This is a genomic window from Corynebacterium crudilactis (genome assembly GCF_001643015.1).
GTDB classification, from domain to species: Bacteria; Actinomycetota; Actinomycetes; order Mycobacteriales; family Mycobacteriaceae; genus Corynebacterium; species Corynebacterium crudilactis.
The window spans coordinates 320,188-338,061 of the sequence record NZ_CP015622.1 but is presented as its reverse complement, the minus strand read 5'-3'; the positions used below and the strand labels follow the sequence as shown (position 1 = coordinate 338,061).

Sequence of the window (17,874 nt, the reverse complement as noted above, 5' to 3'; positions counted from 1 at the left end):
ACATTGTTTAAGACTTCTTCCTGGTGCCGGCCTTCACCACGTTCTTAGTGGTTTTTGGCGGCGCCTTCTTTACCGTCTTCTTCGCAGCGGTTTTCTTTGCTGGCGCCTTCTTTACCGTCTTCTTCGCAGCGGTTTTCTTTGCTGGCGCCTTCTTTACCGTCTTCTTCGCAGCCGTCTTTTTAGCAGCCTTCTTTACGGTCTTCTTCGCTGGAGCACCGCCATCGGCAGCTTCCTTGGCGCGGCGTTCAGATAAAAGCTCATTGGCTCGCGCATCGGTCAAGGATTCTGGAACATCGCCCTTGCGCAGCGAAGCATTGGTGGTGCCGTCGGTGACATAAGGGCCGAAACGACCATCCTTGACGGTCATTGGCTTGCCGGAGACATCGTTATCGCCCAGTACCTTCAATGGTGGCTGTGCTGCTGCACGTCCACGGCGCTTTGGTTCAGCGTAGATGCGGCGAGCTTCATCCAGAGTGATGGTGAAGATCTGTGCTTCGCTGGATAGCGAGCGAGAATCGCTACCCTTTTTCAGGTATGGGCCATAGCGACCGTTTTGGGCAGTGATGACTTCGTTATCGGCAGGATCAACGCCCACTTCGCGTGGCAGGGACAGCAGCTTGAGTGCCTCTTCAAGCGTGACAGTTGCTGGTTCCATCCCGGTGAATAGGGACGCAGTTGCTGGCTTGAGGTTTTCCTCTACCAACTGGTTGATGCGCTTTTCTTTTTGGTTTGCGGCCGTTTTGGTTTCCCAATTCTTTGGACGCATACCATCGGTGGCGCGCTGTTCATCTTCAGCCTTGCGTTCAGCAATAACGACTTCTTCGGCTTGGGCTTCTGCACCTTCGCGTTCAGATTCGGTGACTTGCTCAATCACATAAGGACCGAAACGCCCTTCCTTAGCCACCACGGTGCGTCCGTTGTTCGGGTTGGTGCCTAGTTCACGTCCGCCCTGAGGGGTTGCGAAGAGCTTTTCTGCCACTTCAAGAGTCAGCTCATCAGGTGTGGTTTCTTCTGGCAGGTTGGCGCGCTGGAATTCTGGGTCGCCTTCCTCAGTGGTGCCTACGATGCGTTCGATATATGGACCATAACGTCCAACACGAACGTTGACGGCACGGCCTTCGGAGTCGTCGAAAAGCCTCAGTGAGTTCACCGAGCGGGCGTCGATATGCTCCAGGTTGGCGTCGACAAGCGCCTTGAGGCCCCCCTGTCGCGCAACTGATTCCGCCATGGAATCATCCGCGTCGGCATCGCCGAAGTAGAAACCGTTAAGCCATTCGGTACGGCCCTCGCGGCCGGCGGCGATATTGTCCAGCTCGTCTTCCATGGAGGAGGTGAAATCATAATCCACCAGGGAGGTGAAGTTGGCTTCCAGCAGCCCAACCACGGCAAATGCCACCCAGGATGGGACCAGCGCGTTGCCGCGGGAGTAGACGTAACCGCGGTCCTGGATCGTCTTAATAATCGAGGCGTAGGTGGAAGGTCGACCGATGCCGAGATCTTCCATCTTCTTCACCAGCGATGCTTCAGTGAAACGCGCAGGTGGGTTGGTGCTGTGTCCATCGGCTTCGAGACCAAGAACCTTGAGCAGATCGCCCTCAGACAGCAGGGGCAGGCGCTTTTCGGCGTTGTCTGCAACATCGCGGCCATCGGCGGTGCGGGTGGTTTCCACATATGCGCGCAGGAAGCCCGGGAAAGTGAGGGTACGACCAGTTGCGTTGAACTCCGTCTTTTCACCGCTTGTTGCGGTGCCACTGATGGTGACCTTCATAGACGTGCCCTTGGCATCGGACATCTGGGAGGCCACGGTGCGCTGCCAAATCAGTTCATAAAGCTTAAATTCTTCTGCATCCAGCTGGCTGTGCAGCTGACCTGGGGTGGCAAAAGCTTCGCCAGCTGGGCGAATCGCTTCGTGCGCTTCCTGGGAGTTTTTTACCTTGCGGTCATAAGTACGCGGACTCGGCGCAACGTACTCCGGGCCATAAAGCTCCAGCGCCTGATCGCGAGCAGCCTTCAACCCCTGCGCGGACAAGGACGTGGAGTCGGTACGCATATAGGTAATATGGCCGTTTTCATACAAGCGCTGCGCAATACGCATCGTGCGCTCAGAGGTAAAGTGCAGCTTGCGGCCGGCTTCCTGCTGCAGCGTAGAAGTCATAAATGGTGCATAAGGGCGACGGGTATAAGGCTTCTCTTCCACCCCGGACACGGCCATTTCCTGTCCGTCCAGAGCCTGAGCCAAGGCCTCAGCGCGCTGCTTATCGACGACAACTGCTTCCGAGGTCAGCACTCCCCGATCATTAAAATCGCGTCCCTGAGCAACACGCTGCCCATCAATCGTGGACAAACGCGCAGTGAAAGCAGAAGGATTATCCTTATCCGACGCAGTGTTTGCACCGGTACTGAATTCTGCAGAGAGATCCCAATAATCTGCAGACACAAACGCCATGCGCTCGCGTTCACGTTCCACAATCACACGTGTTGCTACCGACTGCACGCGACCAGCAGACAACCGTGGCATAACTTTCTTCCACAGCACTGGAGAAACTTCATAACCGTAAAGACGGTCCAGAATACGGCGGGTTTCCTGCGCATCCACCAGATTCTCATCTAGTTCACGAGTATTTTCCGCAGCCGCCAAAATTGCTGGCTTTGTGATCTCGTTGAACACCATGCGGCGCACAGGAACAGTTGGCTTCAACACCTCAAGGAGGTGCCAGGCAATAGCTTCACCCTCACGGTCGGGGTCTGTTGCCAGAAGAAGTTCATCAACCAGCTTGAGCTTGGTTTTCAGATCCGCGACTTTTTTCTTCTTGTCAGGGCTGACCACATACAGCGGCGCGAAACCATGATCGGTATCCACACCCAAGCGCGCCCATGGCTCTTTTTTGTACTTCGCAGGAATATCAGCAGCACCGCGCGGCAGATCGCGGATATGACCAACCGAGGCTTCGACGATGTAGTCGTTGCCTAGGTAGGGCTGGATCTTTTTAGCCTTGGTCGCCGACTCGACGATCACCAAGTACTTCTTATTCGATCCTTTTTCGCCCACTGCATTTGCTTTACCTGCGGTGTCTGCCACGGGAATGCATCCCTCTCGTTAACTGCCTTGCCTCGCTGAGTCTTGTACAACACCCAGAAAGACACTGTTTACTATTGCGTGTGTTCTACCTACTGTGCCCAAATTTATCGAACACGTAAACGTTCACTCTTGGAAAGCATAACCACAAGTGTGTAGCTTTCACTGAATCCGGTGCCCTTCATGGGGGAAGCACACCACTTTAAATTGTTGGACCCCGACACTTTTATACGTCGTGTTTCCCTAACACGGTACACAGTATTAATAGGGTCTCCTGCACACCCTAGGCAAATTCCTGCGATTTTCCTACAGTTCTAGAGTTTTTCCCGCGATCCTAGTAATTCAGAGGCTTGCTACCCCCGCAGTTAGGCTTTCTCATGCATGTCACCTGCGTGTTGGCACGCGCCGATTTAAGGGGTCAATTTTCAAGAATGGGCAGCCGCACCAAAAGGATCGCGGGAGGCGCTTAAAATCGATTCTGGAGGGACACTTTTCTTAGGCTGCAAAAGTGCTTTTTGGCTAAACCGGACACAGCGACCAAAAATGGGGATTCCGGGCCAAGTTTTGGTCGCCCTGTCTGGTATCCACAACTCGGCACCAGACAGGGCGACCAAGAAGTCAGATGCTGGGTTCCTTTTGGTCGCTGTGTCCGGTTTTCAGAATCTGACCCCTCACATCGATGAGACAACCCACTCAAAAAAACGCCCAAAGCAGCCTGCGGCCCATCATCTTCTACAGCCATTTTGGGTATTAAAAAAACCGGCAACATAAGCTACCGGTTTTCACATCAGTTGGGATTAGACTGCACGAACAGCCTGAGCCTGGAGACCCTTTGCGCCTTCGCCGATTTCGAATTCGACGAGCTGGTTCTCCTCGAGGGTACGGAAGCCGTTGCCCTCAATTTCGGAGTAGTGGACGAAAACGTCAGCGGATCCGTCGGAAGGAGCGATGAAGCCAAAGCCCTTCTCTGGGTTGAACCACTTAACAGTGCCCTGTGCCATATGTCTTACCTTTACTAATTGGAATTACTACCGGGTTCGATGCGACACCCTTGCCATGCGAGAAGTGCAGCATCTGGCCGTTTTTAAACGAACGCTGACGGTATAAATATCGAACGCTCACGTCTATCCTTGCGAGCGTTAAACACTGCGCATTGAAACTGCGACCTGGGAACAAGTCTGTCATGTTTACACCCCGAGCGATAGTCTATATTGAATTTGTTTTAAGTTTTGGCAGGTCAATCCGGTTTAAACAGTTTAACGAAAGGGGTAAAACCTTGAATACCCCCGATTTTGAGCAGGAAAAGAATCACGGTATAAAGCAGGTCTCTTATCTCTTCGGAGAAGAGCTCTCAGAGGTCATTTCCAAGCGTTATTCTGAATCCTCACTCACCCATCTGGTAACACTCCCCGCGTCGAAGGCGACCTACGAAAATTGGCCCGACTGGGTGCCCTCGACACTTCGTTGTGCGTTGCAGGATCGTGGTGTGGAAAACCTCTTTGCCCATCAGGCACGCACTGCAAGCCTCGCCTGGTCTGGCCAGCATGTTGTGGTTGCCACAGGTACTTCTTCAGGAAAATCTCTGGGCTATCAGCTGCCTATTTTGTCAGCATTGGGTACCGATCCCACGGCTTGTGCATTGTATATAACTCCCACCAAAGCACTTGGTTCAGATCAATTAACCTCTATCTCCGCGCTGCTTCAAGATATCCCGGATTTTCACCCCATCAATCCTGCCCCCTATGACGGCGATACCCCGGGCGAGGCACGATCCGGCATTCGTGAGCTCAGCCGTTTCGTGTTCACCAATCCCGATATGATTCATGCGTCCATGCTGGCTAATCATCCACGGTGGGCACGTGTACTCCGCCATTTGAAGTTCATTGTGATTGATGAATGCCATGCGTATCGCGGTGTTTTTGGGGCGAATGTATCCATGGTGATGCGCCGTTTGCTGCGTATCGCTGCATTCTATGGGTCCCACCCAACGGTTATTCTCGCCTCTGCGACCAGCTCAGACCCCGAGATTCATGCATCCAGGTTGCTTGGCACATCAGTTATCGCAGTCACCGAAGATGCCGCTCCCACTGGTGAGCGCACGATCATGTTGTGGGAACCCGGTTTCATCGACGGTGCCGAAGGCGAAAATGGTGCTCCGGTGCGACGTGCTGCCAGCACCGAAGCGGCTAATATCATGGCCACGTTGATTGCCGAAGGAGCGCGCACACTTACATTTGTTCGGTCTCGTCGACAAGCAGAAATCGTGGCCCTGCGCGCGCAGGAAGAGCTCAGCACCCTGGGGCGCCCGGATTTTGCCCGCCGCATCGCCTCCTACCGGGCGGGATACCTGGCAGAAGACCGCCGCAAATTGGAAAGAATGCTTGACGACGGCTCCCTCCTCGGTGTCTCCTCCACCAATGCTTTAGAACTCGGCATTGATGTGGGCGGACTCGATGCTGTTGTCACCGCCGGCTTCCCTGGAACTGTCGCCTCCTTTTGGCAGCAAGCTGGACGTGCCGGCCGACGTGGTCAAGGTTCCCTTGTCGTCTTAGTGGCCCGCGATGAACCGATGGATACCTATTTGGTCCATCATCCTGAAGCGCTTTTAGACAAACCCGTGGAAGCAGCGGTCTTTGATCCCACCAACCCACATGTCATCCGTGGCCATATTTACTGTGCTGCGGTGGAAAAACCCCTCACAGAACCTGAAATCGCAGCCTTTGGTGCCGAAAAAGTAGTGGCAGAATTAGAAGCTGAAGGGCTCCTCCGCCACCGCCCTCGCGGATGGTTCGCGGTGGAAAAACCCGCAACAGATAACGCCGATGAACTCAGTCCTGATGTCGCGCACCAACAAGTCAGCCTGCGTGGTGGTTCCGGCACTGAATTCATGATCGTGGATATCAGCGATGGCCGTCTTTTAGGCACCATCGATTCCGCCAAAGCCATGTCACAAACCCATCCCGGCGCGGTATATCTCCACCAGGGTGAATCTTTTGTGATTGATGAGCTGGATTTGGAGGAGCATTTGGTGTTGGCACGTCCGGAGTTGCCGGAGTACACCACCTATGCGCGCAGTGACACTGATATTCGTATCACTGCGGCTCCTACAGATGAGGAAGTCTTTGATGCCGGGGGTGGGTTGTGGGTTGCCAATGTGGATGTTCAGGTCACGGATCGTGTGACTGGCTATGTCACGAAGCTTCCGGATGGGACCACGTTGGATGCGACTCCGTTGTATCTACCTCCTCAGGTTCTGCATACGCGTGCGGTTGCGTACACGATTGATCCACTTGCTCTTGATGCGATGGGGATTTCTCCGGCTGCTATTCCTGGTGCTCTTCATGCTGCTGAACATGCGGCAATTGGTATGTTGCCGTTGCTTGCCACATGTGATCGTTGGGATATTGGCGGTGTTTCCACAGCGCTGCATCCGGATACGGGTTTACCTACGGTTTTTGTCTATGACGGCATGGACGGTGGGGCTGGTTTTGCTGATTCTGGTTTTAGACGTTTTGCGCAGTGGATTGAGGCCACATTTGAGGTGGTGCGCAGCTGTGGTTGTGAATCGGGTTGTCCTAGCTGTGTGCAGTCTCCCAAATGTGGCAATGGAAATAATCCGCTGGATAAGGCTGGTGCCATGAAGTTGCTGGGGGCGCTGGTGACGTTGTTGGGAACGTCATAGCGGTCCGGCTTTGGCACGAGCGTGTTGTCCGCGTACAGCGACTACCACGGTGAGATCCTCCCCAGCAGTGGTGCAGGTGTGTAGCTCTGCGTTGTTGGCTTCAGCGATGTGTTGGGCAGTGGTGCAGGCAACCGCCGGCAGGTCACCGCGGGCAAAGGCATAGGCGCCAGCTACAGCGGAGAGATCTGCTGCCACCTGTGCTTGTTCTTTGTCCACGAGGTTTCCGGCTTGCCAGGCAAGTGCGGCAAAAAGGCTGATTAAGATCGCAGCGATACCGGCGCTGGCAACTGTCATGTAGCCGTCTTCGTTAGTTTTCCACTGGGAAAACCGCACGTGCACTCACCTCGCCAAAAGGTGCTGGGATGGTGGCGGTGGCAGTGAGCATGCCGCTTATTTCTTGTACGTCGAGTTGTCCTCGTGTGGGTTCAAAATGTTCCCCAATGGCATGGGCCCTGGCAGCTGCTCCCGCAGTATCCACTGCGGCCAAATAGGCTGCCAAGGTTGCCATTGCGGCGATAATCAATCCGCACACGATAACCAAGGAAGACAGCGCTAGCGCAGCCTCGACGCTGACTGATCCGTCATCGCTGCGCAGTCGTGGTGGAGGATCCCGCTGGTTCTGGTCGCGCATCAGTTATGGTCTCGCGCTTAGAGCATCGTTGATAATGGATTCAAATGCAGAAGACACGGCATCACTATTGACTACCATGTACAACACTGCTGCCAGAGCTGCCGCAGCTAGGGTTCCGAGGGCGTATTCGACGGTGGTGAGCCCGTCTTCTTGGGTTAATACTGCGCGTGCTCGACGGGAAAGTTGGTGTGTGTGAATGGACATGTGGGATCTTCTCCTTGAGATTTTTGTGATTTAGAAATTGATGAGTTGCGTACCCAAGCTGAGCACCACTGGCGCCAGCCCAACGATCATGAATGCGGGAAGGAAACACAGCGCTAGTGGCAGTGCGATGAACACTCCTGCGCGTTCGGCAGCTGCTGTCCTGCGATCACCGGCAGAGGACAGCAGGGCAACGGCAATGTTTCTGCACCCGCTGCTCAATGCACTGCCGGAACGATGCGACACGGTAGCAAGGTTGGCTACTTCATCGAGTCCATCAATGTGAGCCATTAATGAAAATGCTTGTGGGGCACTCACACCTATCGATAACAACGCCACTACATGTGTCCATATCTGCCGGTGGGATACTGCTGCGACACGAGCAACCACTTGGGCTGCATCACGCGTGTTTAATCCCGCATCCAAACATGCTGAAAACAATTCGATATCTGCGGAGACATCTATGGGATCAGCAATGCGAAGCTTTGTGGGGCCAGCTCGGATACGCAGGTTTTTATATCGTTTGAGGCGAAGTAATCCACCACGGTTTCCAGGGTGAGGGGCCGAAACAACCATGCTGATGGAGGCAAGCAGCAGCGCCATGAACAGAGAACTCATAATGGGCTCGCGCTCTGCAAAATCTTGTGGGTGATCACAAATCCGGCGGCATCCAACCCAACGCCCACCACCAGCAGTAAGCCTCCAATCCCTCCACCAGTGAGTATGCCCAAAGGGTTCGCGCCCATCGCAGTGCCCATGAGCACTCCTACCAGTGGCAACACTGTCAAGATCACTGCAGTAGCTTGCGGACCTTGGAGCGCTGCTTTGGTAGATTCTCGATGGCGTTGTTTGGAAGAAATACGGGAACGCATCTGATCAATGAGAGCGACGAGCGGAATGCCGTGTCTTTCGGAGGTTTCCCAGAGATGGCCGAGGCGTTGTAGATCGGGGACGGGGGCGTCGATAAGCACTTTCGGACCGCTTCCACCCGACCGCGCTTGCCGCGCTGCGGTCTGGAGCACTGGGCCGATGTGGTTGTCTTGCGCGGTATTAGCCAGTGCGTAATCCATCGCATCAACCATGGTGAGCCCGGCGCGTAGGTTGCCGGCACACAGTCCGAGGAAACTTGCGAGAAGGTGAGATTGTTTAGCATCACGTGCCATCGTGTGGGTGCTGCGCAGGTACCAGCTCAAGACTGCGGCGATGATAATGCCAGCTGTCATGGTGTAGGCATCGACAACGATAAACAGTGTTGTCGCCAGGGCAAATAATGCCAGCAGTGCGAGAAGGTGGATATTATTTCCAGGTCTCACAGAGGTGGTACGACGGCTCGGACCTGTTGAGCCAGTGCCAGATATCCAGACGGCGAATCCTAAAATTCCTAGTGCATAAGCCATGCCGTGGCCTCGTTTTCTTCGTACACACCATGGTCGATATCCCACACCACCTGGGCAGTAACAGGATTGCCCTGCAAAACTCCCAGCTGGGCAAGCCGCCGGCCAGAAGCAGTGTGCTTCATGACAAGAACAATGTCTACGGCTGCAGCAAGTTGTGAGTGCAGTGCCATGCGGCCCAAACCACCCGTTGCCGCCAGGGCTTCCATGCGGGCGGGGACTTCTGCAATGGAATTGGCGTGAATTGTGCCCGCCCCACCGTCATGCCCTGTGTTCATGGCAGCGAGTAGATCCACTACCTCAGCACCACGAATCTCACCAACAACAAGTCGATCCGGTCTCATGCGCAAAGATTGTTTCAACAAATCCGCCATGGTCACGGCTCCTGCACCTTCCACATTTGCCTGACGCGAGACCAAGTTAATTGTGCTGGGGTGGGATGGATGCAGCTCGGCCGTATCTTCAATGCAGACGATGCGCTGGTCATGCGGCACCTCAGTGAGCAGCGCAGATAGCAAGGTGGTTTTTCCTGTTCCTGTGCCACCAACGACCAGAAAAGAACGCCGCTGTGTAATGATATTTCGCAGCGCGAGCGCAATATCTTCTGGAACAGTTCCGTTGTGGATGAGATCGTCGAGCGTTAAACGTGCTTGCCGCAGCACGCGCAAACTAATACATGTCCCGGATTCCGCCAATGGTGCCAACATCGCGTGGATACGCAGGACGCTGCCATCATCCCTGGAGATACGCCCATCAGCAAAAGGCTGCGCATCATCCAAACGCCTGCCACATGTCAACGCCAACCGCGTAGCTAACCGGCGCACGGCATCTTCGGAGCCAAGATCCAAGTCGGTCTTTTCCACCCCACGACCTCGATCAATCCACACGCTGTGATGCCCATTAACCAACACATCTGTCACCCCAGGAGTAGCAAGCAAAGCTTCCAACGGACCAACGCCAACCGAATCACTCCGCAATCGACGCAACACTGTCACAATGTCTTCATTGCTGATGATCACCCCGGCGTGCTCCCGCACGATACTGGCGATTTCTGCCGATGTGGGCGCCTCCTTTTGAGTGGCAATAATTCTTTGCACCGCTTCCACCACGCCATCAATATCCACCATCACGCCAACACCTCCCCCAGGACGGCATCGCACGCGGTGCTTAACACCCGCGGCAAGGAGCCACTCAAACCATGCATTTCTACCGATTTAGCCAATTTGTGAATAGAACCGATTTCAGCAGTGATCTCCACACCCAAAATCTCCTCGACTTCTGACACATCCAAACCAGACCAACCGCGGTGCCTCAACACACACGTGATGGGCACATGAAATTGTTGTAATTCCAGATAAAGCGCCCGAGCTGCAGCAACAGCCCGCACCTCTGCCGGAATAACTAGAACAAGATGCGTCAATCGCCCCACAAGATCTTCATCCAGCTGCTCTGCATGCAGATCCACAATCGCATCAATCGGCTGATCCGCCTCCACAAAACAATCAATAGCTGCAGAAACATCCTGCGAAGACAACACAAAAGGATCCAAAATAGTAGAACGCGCCGTAGATAACACCACCACAGAATCAGGAGTACTCGGCAACGCTTTCAGTACATCAGCAGCCTGCACAGTGCCCCGACGCACACCCACATCCGGCCAGCGCGCGCCGGGGGCATCTTCTACCCCTAATAACAGATCAATACCCCCGGAGGAAGGAACCCCATCTATCAACACCGTGGTGGCCGATACTGCCCGGCGTTTCGCTAATGCTGCAGCTAAGGTGCTTGCCCCGGTTCCACCCACTGCCCCAACCACACCAATCATGTGGCCTGCGGCAACCGCAATCTGTTTATCATTTCGGCCTAGAGCACTCAGCAATTCTCCCGCTTGGGCAGGCAACAGTATCGCTTGCTCCGCATGGATTGCCATGGCTGTTTTCCAATCGGAGGGGCCTGGATCAGAATCCAGCAAAAAGACTCTGCTGCGCCGCTTCGCATTGTTTATCTGCGCTGCCACCGCTGCATCGATAAGAACCGCTGAGGCACGGTGAAAATGCCTGGTGATATCTCCAATATGTGTTGTTTCAATAACTGGCCGTCCCGTTGCCGCAGCCACATGCATTGCTTCTGGGTGAAGGACTGGATCTTCCACTGCGATAAGTATTGCTTGGTTCGTCGTGCTGTTCATAGCCACCACTGTGCTGCGGCGTTTAAGTTCCCACAACGTTGCTATCTCAGGGCTGTGGATAACTTACTCTTTAAGCTCTTTTCAGCCCCAAGCCTGTGGATAATTTCTACGTTGAGATACATGACTGCAGATAATCTGCTAGGAAAATCTGGAATGTTACTAGAAAATAAGGGACGGCCCGCGCCTCGGGGGGGGTGTGCGCGGGCCGTCAGTAACCCGGCAACGGGGGGATTGTGCCGGGGCAGGCCACACAGTATATCGGGGCCTTGCACCTGAAATTATGGCATATCAAACGCCACAAGACAACATCAAACCCGATTATTCATTCGAATAATGTGATTCATAAAGACTGCTGCAAATCACGCTCCAAACAGCCCCACAGCACGCCCAAAAGGAAGTCACTTGAATCACATTGGCCACATGAGTTTCAGCTGAGGTCTTGGAAAGTTATGAAAAGGCGCTAAACTGTGCCATGTGAATCAGCCAGATCCAGCCCCGAAACCACAGGGCCTAGATACCAGCACCCCCACAAAGGTGGCTGCGTTTTTTGATCTGGATAAAACAATTATTGCGATGAGCTCCACCTACGCCTATGGCCGTGAATTTATGAGCAGCGGGCTCATCTCACCTGTGGAAGCACTGCAATTAAGCCTCGCGCAAGCAACCTATATGGTCGCCGGCCACACCAGCGAACAAATGGATAACACTCGCGATCAGCTCACTGCCATGATCCGTGGCTGGGATGTGCAACAAGTACGTTCCATCGCTGAGGAGACCATGCATACGGTGGTCACGCCCACTATTTATGCGGAAGCACGTGAACTGATCGAACACCACCAAGAACTCGGCCACGATGTCATCATCATTTCTGCATCGGTAAAAGAGCTCGTGGAGCCCATCGCCAAAGAACTTGGTGTAGAAAAAACTGTCACCACTATTTTGGAGTCCGAGGACGGTCTCTACACCGGTGACGTGCTCTTCTACTGCAAAGGCGCTGCCAAAGCGCAGTCCATTTTAGACCTAGCAAAAGCCCATAATTACGACCTTTCCCAAAGCCACGCCTACTCAGATTCCTTCACCGATCTCCCCATGCTAGAAGCAGTCGGAAATCCGACAGCGGTCAACCCAGATCGCGCACTTAAAAAGATCGCCCTGGAACGCGGATGGAAAATCTTAAGCTTCAAAAACCCCGAACCACTGTTTCAAATGCCCAGTACTCGCGAGGTCAGCATCGGCACCGGAGTGGTCGCGGGCATTGCAGCGGTAGCTGCAGGTAGTATTTGGTGGATGAGACGCGCGCGGCACGGTTCGGCCTAAACCTCACCTGTACAAGCCTTAGGGCATGGTGGGTGGGTGCGTCGACAAGCATGGATTAATATGTATTTCGAATGTCTGGTCACGATAAACTTCACCCAAGATGAGATTTCGTGGCACGATTGGGAATAACGAACGCTAATTTTAAACACTGGAGGAGCTTCCACGTGAGCAACAAAGATGGCCTTTTTACAGACGGTAGCAGCACTTTTGCACCGAAAGTAGACTCAATTCCCCTCAGCGATGTGGACACCAGCGTGAGCGGTGAAGCCTCAATTGGCACACTGATGTCCAACGCAACATCCCAGATGTCCAGCCTTTTCCGTGCTGAAGTCGAGCTAGCTAAGACTGAACTTGCAGGCGAAGCAAAGAAAGCTGCTATCGGCGGCGGTGCATTCAGCGTTGCTGGAGTTATCGCTTTGTACAGCTCTTTCTTCTTTTTCTTCTTCGTCGCAGCGCTGCTGTGCCTCTGGATTAAGCCGTGGGCAGCATTTTTGATCGTGTTCCTGTTCATGCTCGTTATCGCAGCTTCCCTGGCGCTGTTCGGCTGGCGCAAGGTGAAGAAGATGGGGGCACCGAAAAACACCATCCAATCGGTCAATGAGCTGAAGAACCTTGTTCCAGGTCAGGCCACCGAGAAGCTAGAGCGCGCTAACCAGCGCGGCCTCTACACCGCTGCATCTTTCCACAGCCCTGGCGCTGTAACCGACAAGCACTAAAAATTAGGAGACTTCGATGGCCCTTTTTAGCTTGTCGACGTCTCCCCTCACCCGTTTCATCCCCGGCAACCGTTCCAAAACCGCAACCGCCCAACGGCGCCTTGCCCACACGATCGCCTCAATTGAGCGTTCCCCTGGAATCGTTGCCCTCGATGGACCATTCACCCATGACCACGTTTCCGTCCGTGGCATCCGCCTCCATCTAGCTGAGGCAGGCTCCCCCACCAACCCCTTGGTTCTTTTGATCCATGGGGCTTTTGGCGGTTGGTACGATTTCCGCGATGTCATCGGACCACTTGCAGATGCAGGTTTCCACGTCGCAGCCATTGATCTCCGCGGCTACGGCATGTCTGATAAGCCCCCAACTGGTTACGATCTCCGCCACGCCGCCGGTGAAATCAGCAGCCTTATCGCAGCTCTTGGCCATGATAATGCGTTTCTGGTCGGCTCCGACACCGGTGCTAGCATCGCATGGGCTACCGCCTCGATATACCCAGAGCGAGTCAACGGACTGGTATCCCTCGGCGCCATCCACCCCCTGGATATGCGTCGCGCCATCCGACGCAAACCTTATCTCCACCTGGCAGATATCGGCCGTTTGCTTCTTTTCCGCGTTCCGACGTTGCTCCACAAAGCATTTCATTTTTCCGTCTCCCGTGTGGCACGGCGAGAAATCGCCAACAACACCTCCCCGTCTTATCAGCGCAGCAACGCCTTCACCGATACTGTGCGATTGCGTAAAAAAGCCCTGTCCATCGATCACACCACCACGCCGATTATCCGCACCAATCGATATTTGGTCGCAGGTCTACCGAGCAAAAATGCACGGAACACCATTTCTGCACCGGTGCTGATCTTGAAAACAAACACGAGGCGTTGGGAGCATCTGGCCACTACCGCCAGAGCTCGCGTCACAGGAGCCATGACAACAATTGCCATTCCCGGTGGCTTTGAGCTGCCCTATTTGGAGCATCCAGCGGAGTTCGCCGCAACGATTGCCAAGTTTGCACGCTCGGCAGTATAAAAACCAGACCAGGTGACCAAAGAGACCTTTAAACAAGAAGGCTTCGATCGCTCAGTCTGGTCGCTCAACCAAGGAACCGGACACAGCGACCGAGATCCGAGGGATCTCTAAAGATTTGGTCACCTGGTCTAGTTTTCTCCGAATAGCAGAAAAACCGGGGCTCTCCACAACGGCCGTTTAAGAGCTTTAAAGGATCTCCCGCACCCTTTTACCCATAAACTTGGTTACAGGGTCTTAAAACAGCACACAGCATTGGTAATACCTCGATGCTTAAGAGACCGCGCACTGCATGGTGTCCACCGGCTGAGTCAGTGCGGAAATATCACCAATGCGGTTCCGTACCTCTTCGGCAGTGAGTACATATCCGGTATCGGAACCATCAATCGCTGCACCAAACACCACGCCCACTACTTCTCCGGCCTCATTCGCCATAGGGCCACCAGAGTTTCCAGACTGAATGGAACCGCGCACAGAATAAGCCTCGCGCTCATGCTGACCATTGGCATAAATATTGCTGCCGGTGATCATGATGCGCTCGCGGATTCGTGCTGGCGAAGCATTAAACGGTCCAGATTGTGGGAATCCCATGACGATCGCTTCATCGGACGTTGCTAACGGCATAGAAGCCCAGGGCAGTGGATCAAGGCCAAGGTCAGGGCTGTACAGCACAGCAATATCTACATCTGGATCATAGAACACCACTTCAGCAGAACGCGTGCCGATCATCGTATCGAGACTTACCGTAGAAGTACCTGCAACCACGTGCGCGTTGGTCACCACATAATCTGGTGCTGCCACGAAACCAGATCCCATGAGTCGGCGACTACATTCTTGGGCATCGCCCATCACGTGGATGACGGAAGGTCGCATGGCTTCTACGAGTGCGACGTTGTCCACGTTAATTTCTGGCGCATCTACTTCTACAGAAGATCCGCCAGTAAATGGTGAAATCAGTGGTGGAAGGCCTGATTCGCTGAGCATTGCAGCAATTTTTGAAGGCAGCTTATCCAGCCCTTGCGGTGTGAACTGGTCAACAAAACTTAAAATTCGGGAATCTCTAATGCCGCTAGCCACTGGTCCGGGCAGACCAGCGGCCAGGGGAATTGCCACAAGCCACACCACGATCAGGGTTGCCAGCACTTGGAAAATAGCGCCGATGGCGGAGTCCAATACTCGGGAGCTGCGGAATTTAATATTGTCCCGAATTGCTGCGCCCAAATGCGCGCCAATCAGATTTCCCAGTCCCACCAACAGCACGACGGTGCCGATCGCGAGCAGAAAGCGCAACGCTGTAGAGTCGGTCAGCCCCATCACAAATGGAGCGGCCGCCGCGCCAACCACCAGGCCAGAGACCACACCAACAGTGGATAGCAATGAGGTGAAGGCGCCTTGACGCCAACCGCCCCACAGGGCAAATGCCATAACGAGGATGATGATGGCATCGACTACCAGGCTCGGGCTCAACAATTGATTAGTGTTCTACACTTTCGAAAATCGCTGGAATTTTTTGATCATTTCGATTTTAGGCCACCAGGGACGTGCCAACCTAACGCATTCGCTCATTGTTGCGAGATGTGGACAAAGTATTTTCCAGGTCATAGATGCGATTGGCATCCCAGTCAGTCGCCCAACCTGCGGTATCTAAAATCGCAGAAAGCAAGCCGCCAGTGAAGCCCCAAATGATGTAATCGTTTACTCTAAACGCTGGGCCATGCCATTGTTTCCACCCCACCACGAGACGGTTTTTGGGATCAATGAGATCATAGAGTGGCGCATCAAATACTTCGTCGGTTTCATGCGGGCTGGCTACCGCCACAGGAGAAGGTGTGTGCCAATGCCCCAAAATCGGAGACACAGGATAGCCAGTAGCGCGAATATGCACTTCATTGAGCTGGACTAATGGAGTTGCCGTTCTACGATCCAGGCCGGTTTCTTCCCAAGCCTCACGAAATGCACAATCCACCGCGTTGACGTCGGTGGGATCAATTCTGCCACCAGGAAAAGCAATCTGACCAGCATGGGAGCGCATGGTTGGGGTGCGATGTGTGAGTAATACGGAAGCATCGTTGGGCAGATCAAAAGAGGTTTCGGAGCCAGAAAAGAGCATGAGCACAGCCGCGCGCTTTGTCGCTTCGGTTTGCCCAATAGGCTCGGAGCCGGATAGAGGATCTACCATGCGCCCAGTGTGAATCCGATCAATGAGGCGGTGCATCCACACGGGCGCCTTTGCCGGAGCAAGCTCAGTGTTGTGACCTGGGAAATCATGAGGGAGATCAGGGAAAATCTGCATGTTTATAGCACCCCTGCCACAGCGTTTTCTAGCTCCTCAACTGATTCAAAAGGCTGTGGGAAAGTACCCACAACATCACCTTCAGGAGAAACAACCACGGTGATGGGCACGACTCCAGGCAGCCCCAAAGTACCGGCGAATAAATTGGAATCATCCTGATAGCTCGCCAAAGCAACATTCAAATCATCGAGCAACGCGGCACCATTGGACGCATTTTTATCAGCGTGCACACCCATCACATTGAGTTCAGGATGCGCCTGCGCAAATTGATCAAAGATCGGCAGCTCCGCACGGCACGGCTCACACCACCAGGCCCACAGATTCACCACGGTGGCCAGCTGGTTGCCAGCGCCATTGGCGCCCCCCAAACACGGCAGCTCCACACCCGCCGCGCCAGAGGCCACGCAGTCAGGGCGCCCCGCGATAACGCTTGTCGACGTCTCCCCCTGTGCGTCTTCAGTACTGCTTCCTCCCACAAGCTGAGGAATCAACGCCACAAGCACAGCCAGGATGACGACAACACCAACGATGGACCATTTTGCACTGCTTGTCATTTGTTTTACATCCCTGCCATGTTCAGCAGGTGCTCCCTATCATCGCTTTTAATTAGTTTTTGAGCCTCATATGGATCTGCTGGCCCTTCCAAACCGAAGGATGGGCAATCCGCTGCAAGCATGCATGCTCCACAAGCAGCTCGTCGACTATGGCATATCCTACGTCCGTGGAAGATTAGACGATGAGAAAACATCGTCCATTCAGGCTTTTCAATAAGTTCGTTCATCACCTTTTCTACTTTGACTGGATCTTCTTCAGCAGTAAGTTTCATGCGGCGCACCAACCTACCGAAGTGTGTATCCACTGTTATGCCCGGCACGCCAAAAGCATTGCCCAGCACCACGTTGGCAGTTTTGCGTCCCACTCCCGGCAACTCCACCAGCTCAGCTAGCGTGGCAGGGACCTCGCCGTCGTGAAGCGAAATGAGTGCTTGACCAAGTCCGATCAAGGAATTTGCCTTGTTGCGGAAGAATCCAGTTGGCCGAATCAATTCTTCTAGCTCAGCACGATCGGCGGTGGCGTAATCCGCAGCTGTTGGATAACGCCGAAATAATGCCGGCGTTACCTGGTTGACGCGGACGTCTGTGCACTGGGCGGACAAAATAGTTGCCACAGTGAGCTCTAGCGGATTTGTAAAATCCAGCTCGCAATGCGCATCCGGATACGCCTGAGTAAGCGTGCGATTGATGCGTCGAGCTCGACGTTTAGTCCCTATTTCAGTCTCTTCACCCTTGTTCGCGAGATGAGAACCAACGCGAGGTCGCTTCTGTGGAGTAATCGATGCCATACCCTTAAGTTAG

17 protein-coding genes are annotated in these 17,874 nt (G+C 54.0%); 4 read left to right on the top strand and 13 right to left on the bottom strand.

The features are described from left to right. Window positions 1-7 precede the first annotated feature (7 nt). Window positions 8-3,049 carry a type I DNA topoisomerase gene (gene topA, locus ccrud_RS01595; protein ID WP_099092701.1) on the bottom strand — a complete coding sequence of 1,014 codons (3,042 nt, stop codon included), beginning with the start codon at window positions 3,047-3,049 and terminating at the stop codon, window positions 8-10. An 824-nt stretch (window positions 3,050-3,873) separates the two neighbouring features. After that, complete coding sequence (locus ccrud_RS01585) at window positions 3,874-4,077, bottom strand: cold-shock protein (RefSeq protein WP_066563933.1); 204 nt, start codon at window positions 4,075-4,077, stop codon at window positions 3,874-3,876. 275 nt (window positions 4,078-4,352) lie between these two features. Here ccrud_RS01585 and ccrud_RS01580 point away from each other — a divergent pair, with 275 nt between their 5' ends. Further along, window positions 4,353-6,758: a DEAD/DEAH box helicase gene (locus ccrud_RS01580; protein ID WP_245670331.1), complete on the top strand. Its 2,406-nt coding sequence runs from the start codon at window positions 4,353-4,355 to the stop codon at window positions 6,756-6,758. Here ccrud_RS01580 and ccrud_RS01575 read toward each other — a convergent pair. Genes ccrud_RS01575 through ssd form a run of 7 tightly spaced genes read right to left on the bottom strand, consistent with a single transcriptional unit; the run spans window position 6,753 to window position 11,172 of the window. After that, window positions 6,753-7,091, bottom strand: a complete 339-nt coding sequence (locus ccrud_RS01575) for an Rv3654c family TadE-like protein (protein ID WP_245670330.1) — start codon at window positions 7,089-7,091, stop codon at window positions 6,753-6,755. The genes ccrud_RS01580 and ccrud_RS01575 overlap by 6 nt on opposite strands. Further along, a complete protein-coding gene (locus ccrud_RS01570) occupies window positions 7,066-7,389 on the bottom strand; it encodes a hypothetical protein (RefSeq protein WP_066563920.1) in 324 nt (107 codons plus the stop codon). Before ccrud_RS01570 ends, ccrud_RS01575 begins: the two co-directional genes overlap by 26 nt. A 3-nt stretch (window positions 7,390-7,392) precedes the next feature. Beyond that, window positions 7,393-7,593 carry a DUF4244 domain-containing protein gene (locus ccrud_RS01565; protein ID WP_066563916.1) on the bottom strand — a complete coding sequence of 67 codons (201 nt, stop codon included), beginning with the start codon at window positions 7,591-7,593 and terminating at the stop codon, window positions 7,393-7,395. 30 nt (window positions 7,594-7,623) lie between these two features. Beyond that, a complete protein-coding gene (locus ccrud_RS01560; RefSeq protein WP_245670328.1) occupies window positions 7,624-8,208 on the bottom strand; it encodes a type II secretion system F family protein in 585 nt (194 codons plus the stop codon). Beyond that, window positions 8,205-8,987 (bottom strand): type II secretion system F family protein, encoded by a 783-nt coding sequence (locus tag ccrud_RS01555; RefSeq protein ID WP_066563914.1) that lies wholly within the window; start codon window positions 8,985-8,987, stop codon window positions 8,205-8,207. Before ccrud_RS01555 ends, ccrud_RS01560 begins: the two co-directional genes overlap by 4 nt. Continuing rightward, window positions 8,972-10,111 carry a TadA family conjugal transfer-associated ATPase gene (locus ccrud_RS01550; protein WP_066563912.1) on the bottom strand — a complete coding sequence of 380 codons (1,140 nt, stop codon included), beginning with the start codon at window positions 10,109-10,111 and terminating at the stop codon, window positions 8,972-8,974. Before ccrud_RS01550 ends, ccrud_RS01555 begins: the two co-directional genes overlap by 16 nt. Then, a complete protein-coding gene (ssd, locus tag ccrud_RS01545; protein WP_066569373.1) occupies window positions 10,111-11,172 on the bottom strand; it encodes a septum site-determining protein Ssd in 1,062 nt (353 codons plus the stop codon). Before ssd ends, ccrud_RS01550 begins: the two co-directional genes overlap by 1 nt. Window positions 11,173-11,646: 474 nt before the next feature. On the opposite strand from ssd, the gene ccrud_RS01540 reads away from it, so the two are divergent. From ccrud_RS01540 to ccrud_RS01530, 3 genes are all read left to right on the top strand, one after another. Further along, a complete protein-coding gene (locus ccrud_RS01540) occupies window positions 11,647-12,489 on the top strand; it encodes an HAD family hydrolase (protein ID WP_066563911.1) in 843 nt (280 codons plus the stop codon). A gap of 164 nt (window positions 12,490-12,653) precedes the next feature. Beyond that, entirely contained in the window at window positions 12,654-13,205 is a 552-nt protein-coding gene (locus ccrud_RS01535) for a phage holin family protein (RefSeq protein WP_066563908.1), read from the top strand. 16 nt (window positions 13,206-13,221) lie between these two features. After that, on the top strand, window positions 13,222-14,229 hold the full coding sequence (locus ccrud_RS01530) for an alpha/beta fold hydrolase (protein WP_066563904.1): 1,008 nt from the start codon (window positions 13,222-13,224) through the stop codon (window positions 14,227-14,229). A gap of 270 nt (window positions 14,230-14,499) precedes the next feature. Here ccrud_RS01530 and ccrud_RS01525 read toward each other — a convergent pair whose 3' ends face one another. The 4 genes from ccrud_RS01525 to nth all read right to left on the bottom strand — a co-directional run bounded on the left by ccrud_RS01525 (window position 14,500) and on the right by nth (window position 17,861). Then, window positions 14,500-15,696: a MarP family serine protease gene (locus ccrud_RS01525; RefSeq protein WP_066563902.1), complete on the bottom strand. Its 1,197-nt coding sequence runs from the start codon at window positions 15,694-15,696 to the stop codon at window positions 14,500-14,502. Window positions 15,697-15,775: 79 nt separating this feature from the next. Then, complete coding sequence (locus tag ccrud_RS01520) at window positions 15,776-16,519, bottom strand: NUDIX hydrolase (protein WP_066563900.1); 744 nt, start codon at window positions 16,517-16,519, stop codon at window positions 15,776-15,778. Window positions 16,520-16,521: 2 nt separating this feature from the next. Next, window positions 16,522-17,073 carry a TlpA family protein disulfide reductase gene (locus ccrud_RS01515; protein ID WP_066563897.1) on the bottom strand — a complete coding sequence of 184 codons (552 nt, stop codon included), beginning with the start codon at window positions 17,071-17,073 and terminating at the stop codon, window positions 16,522-16,524. A gap of 5 nt (window positions 17,074-17,078) precedes the next feature. Continuing rightward, window positions 17,079-17,861: an endonuclease III gene (gene nth, locus ccrud_RS01510; protein ID WP_066563894.1), complete on the bottom strand. Its 783-nt coding sequence runs from the start codon at window positions 17,859-17,861 to the stop codon at window positions 17,079-17,081. Between the last annotated feature and the right edge of the window lie 13 nt (window positions 17,862-17,874).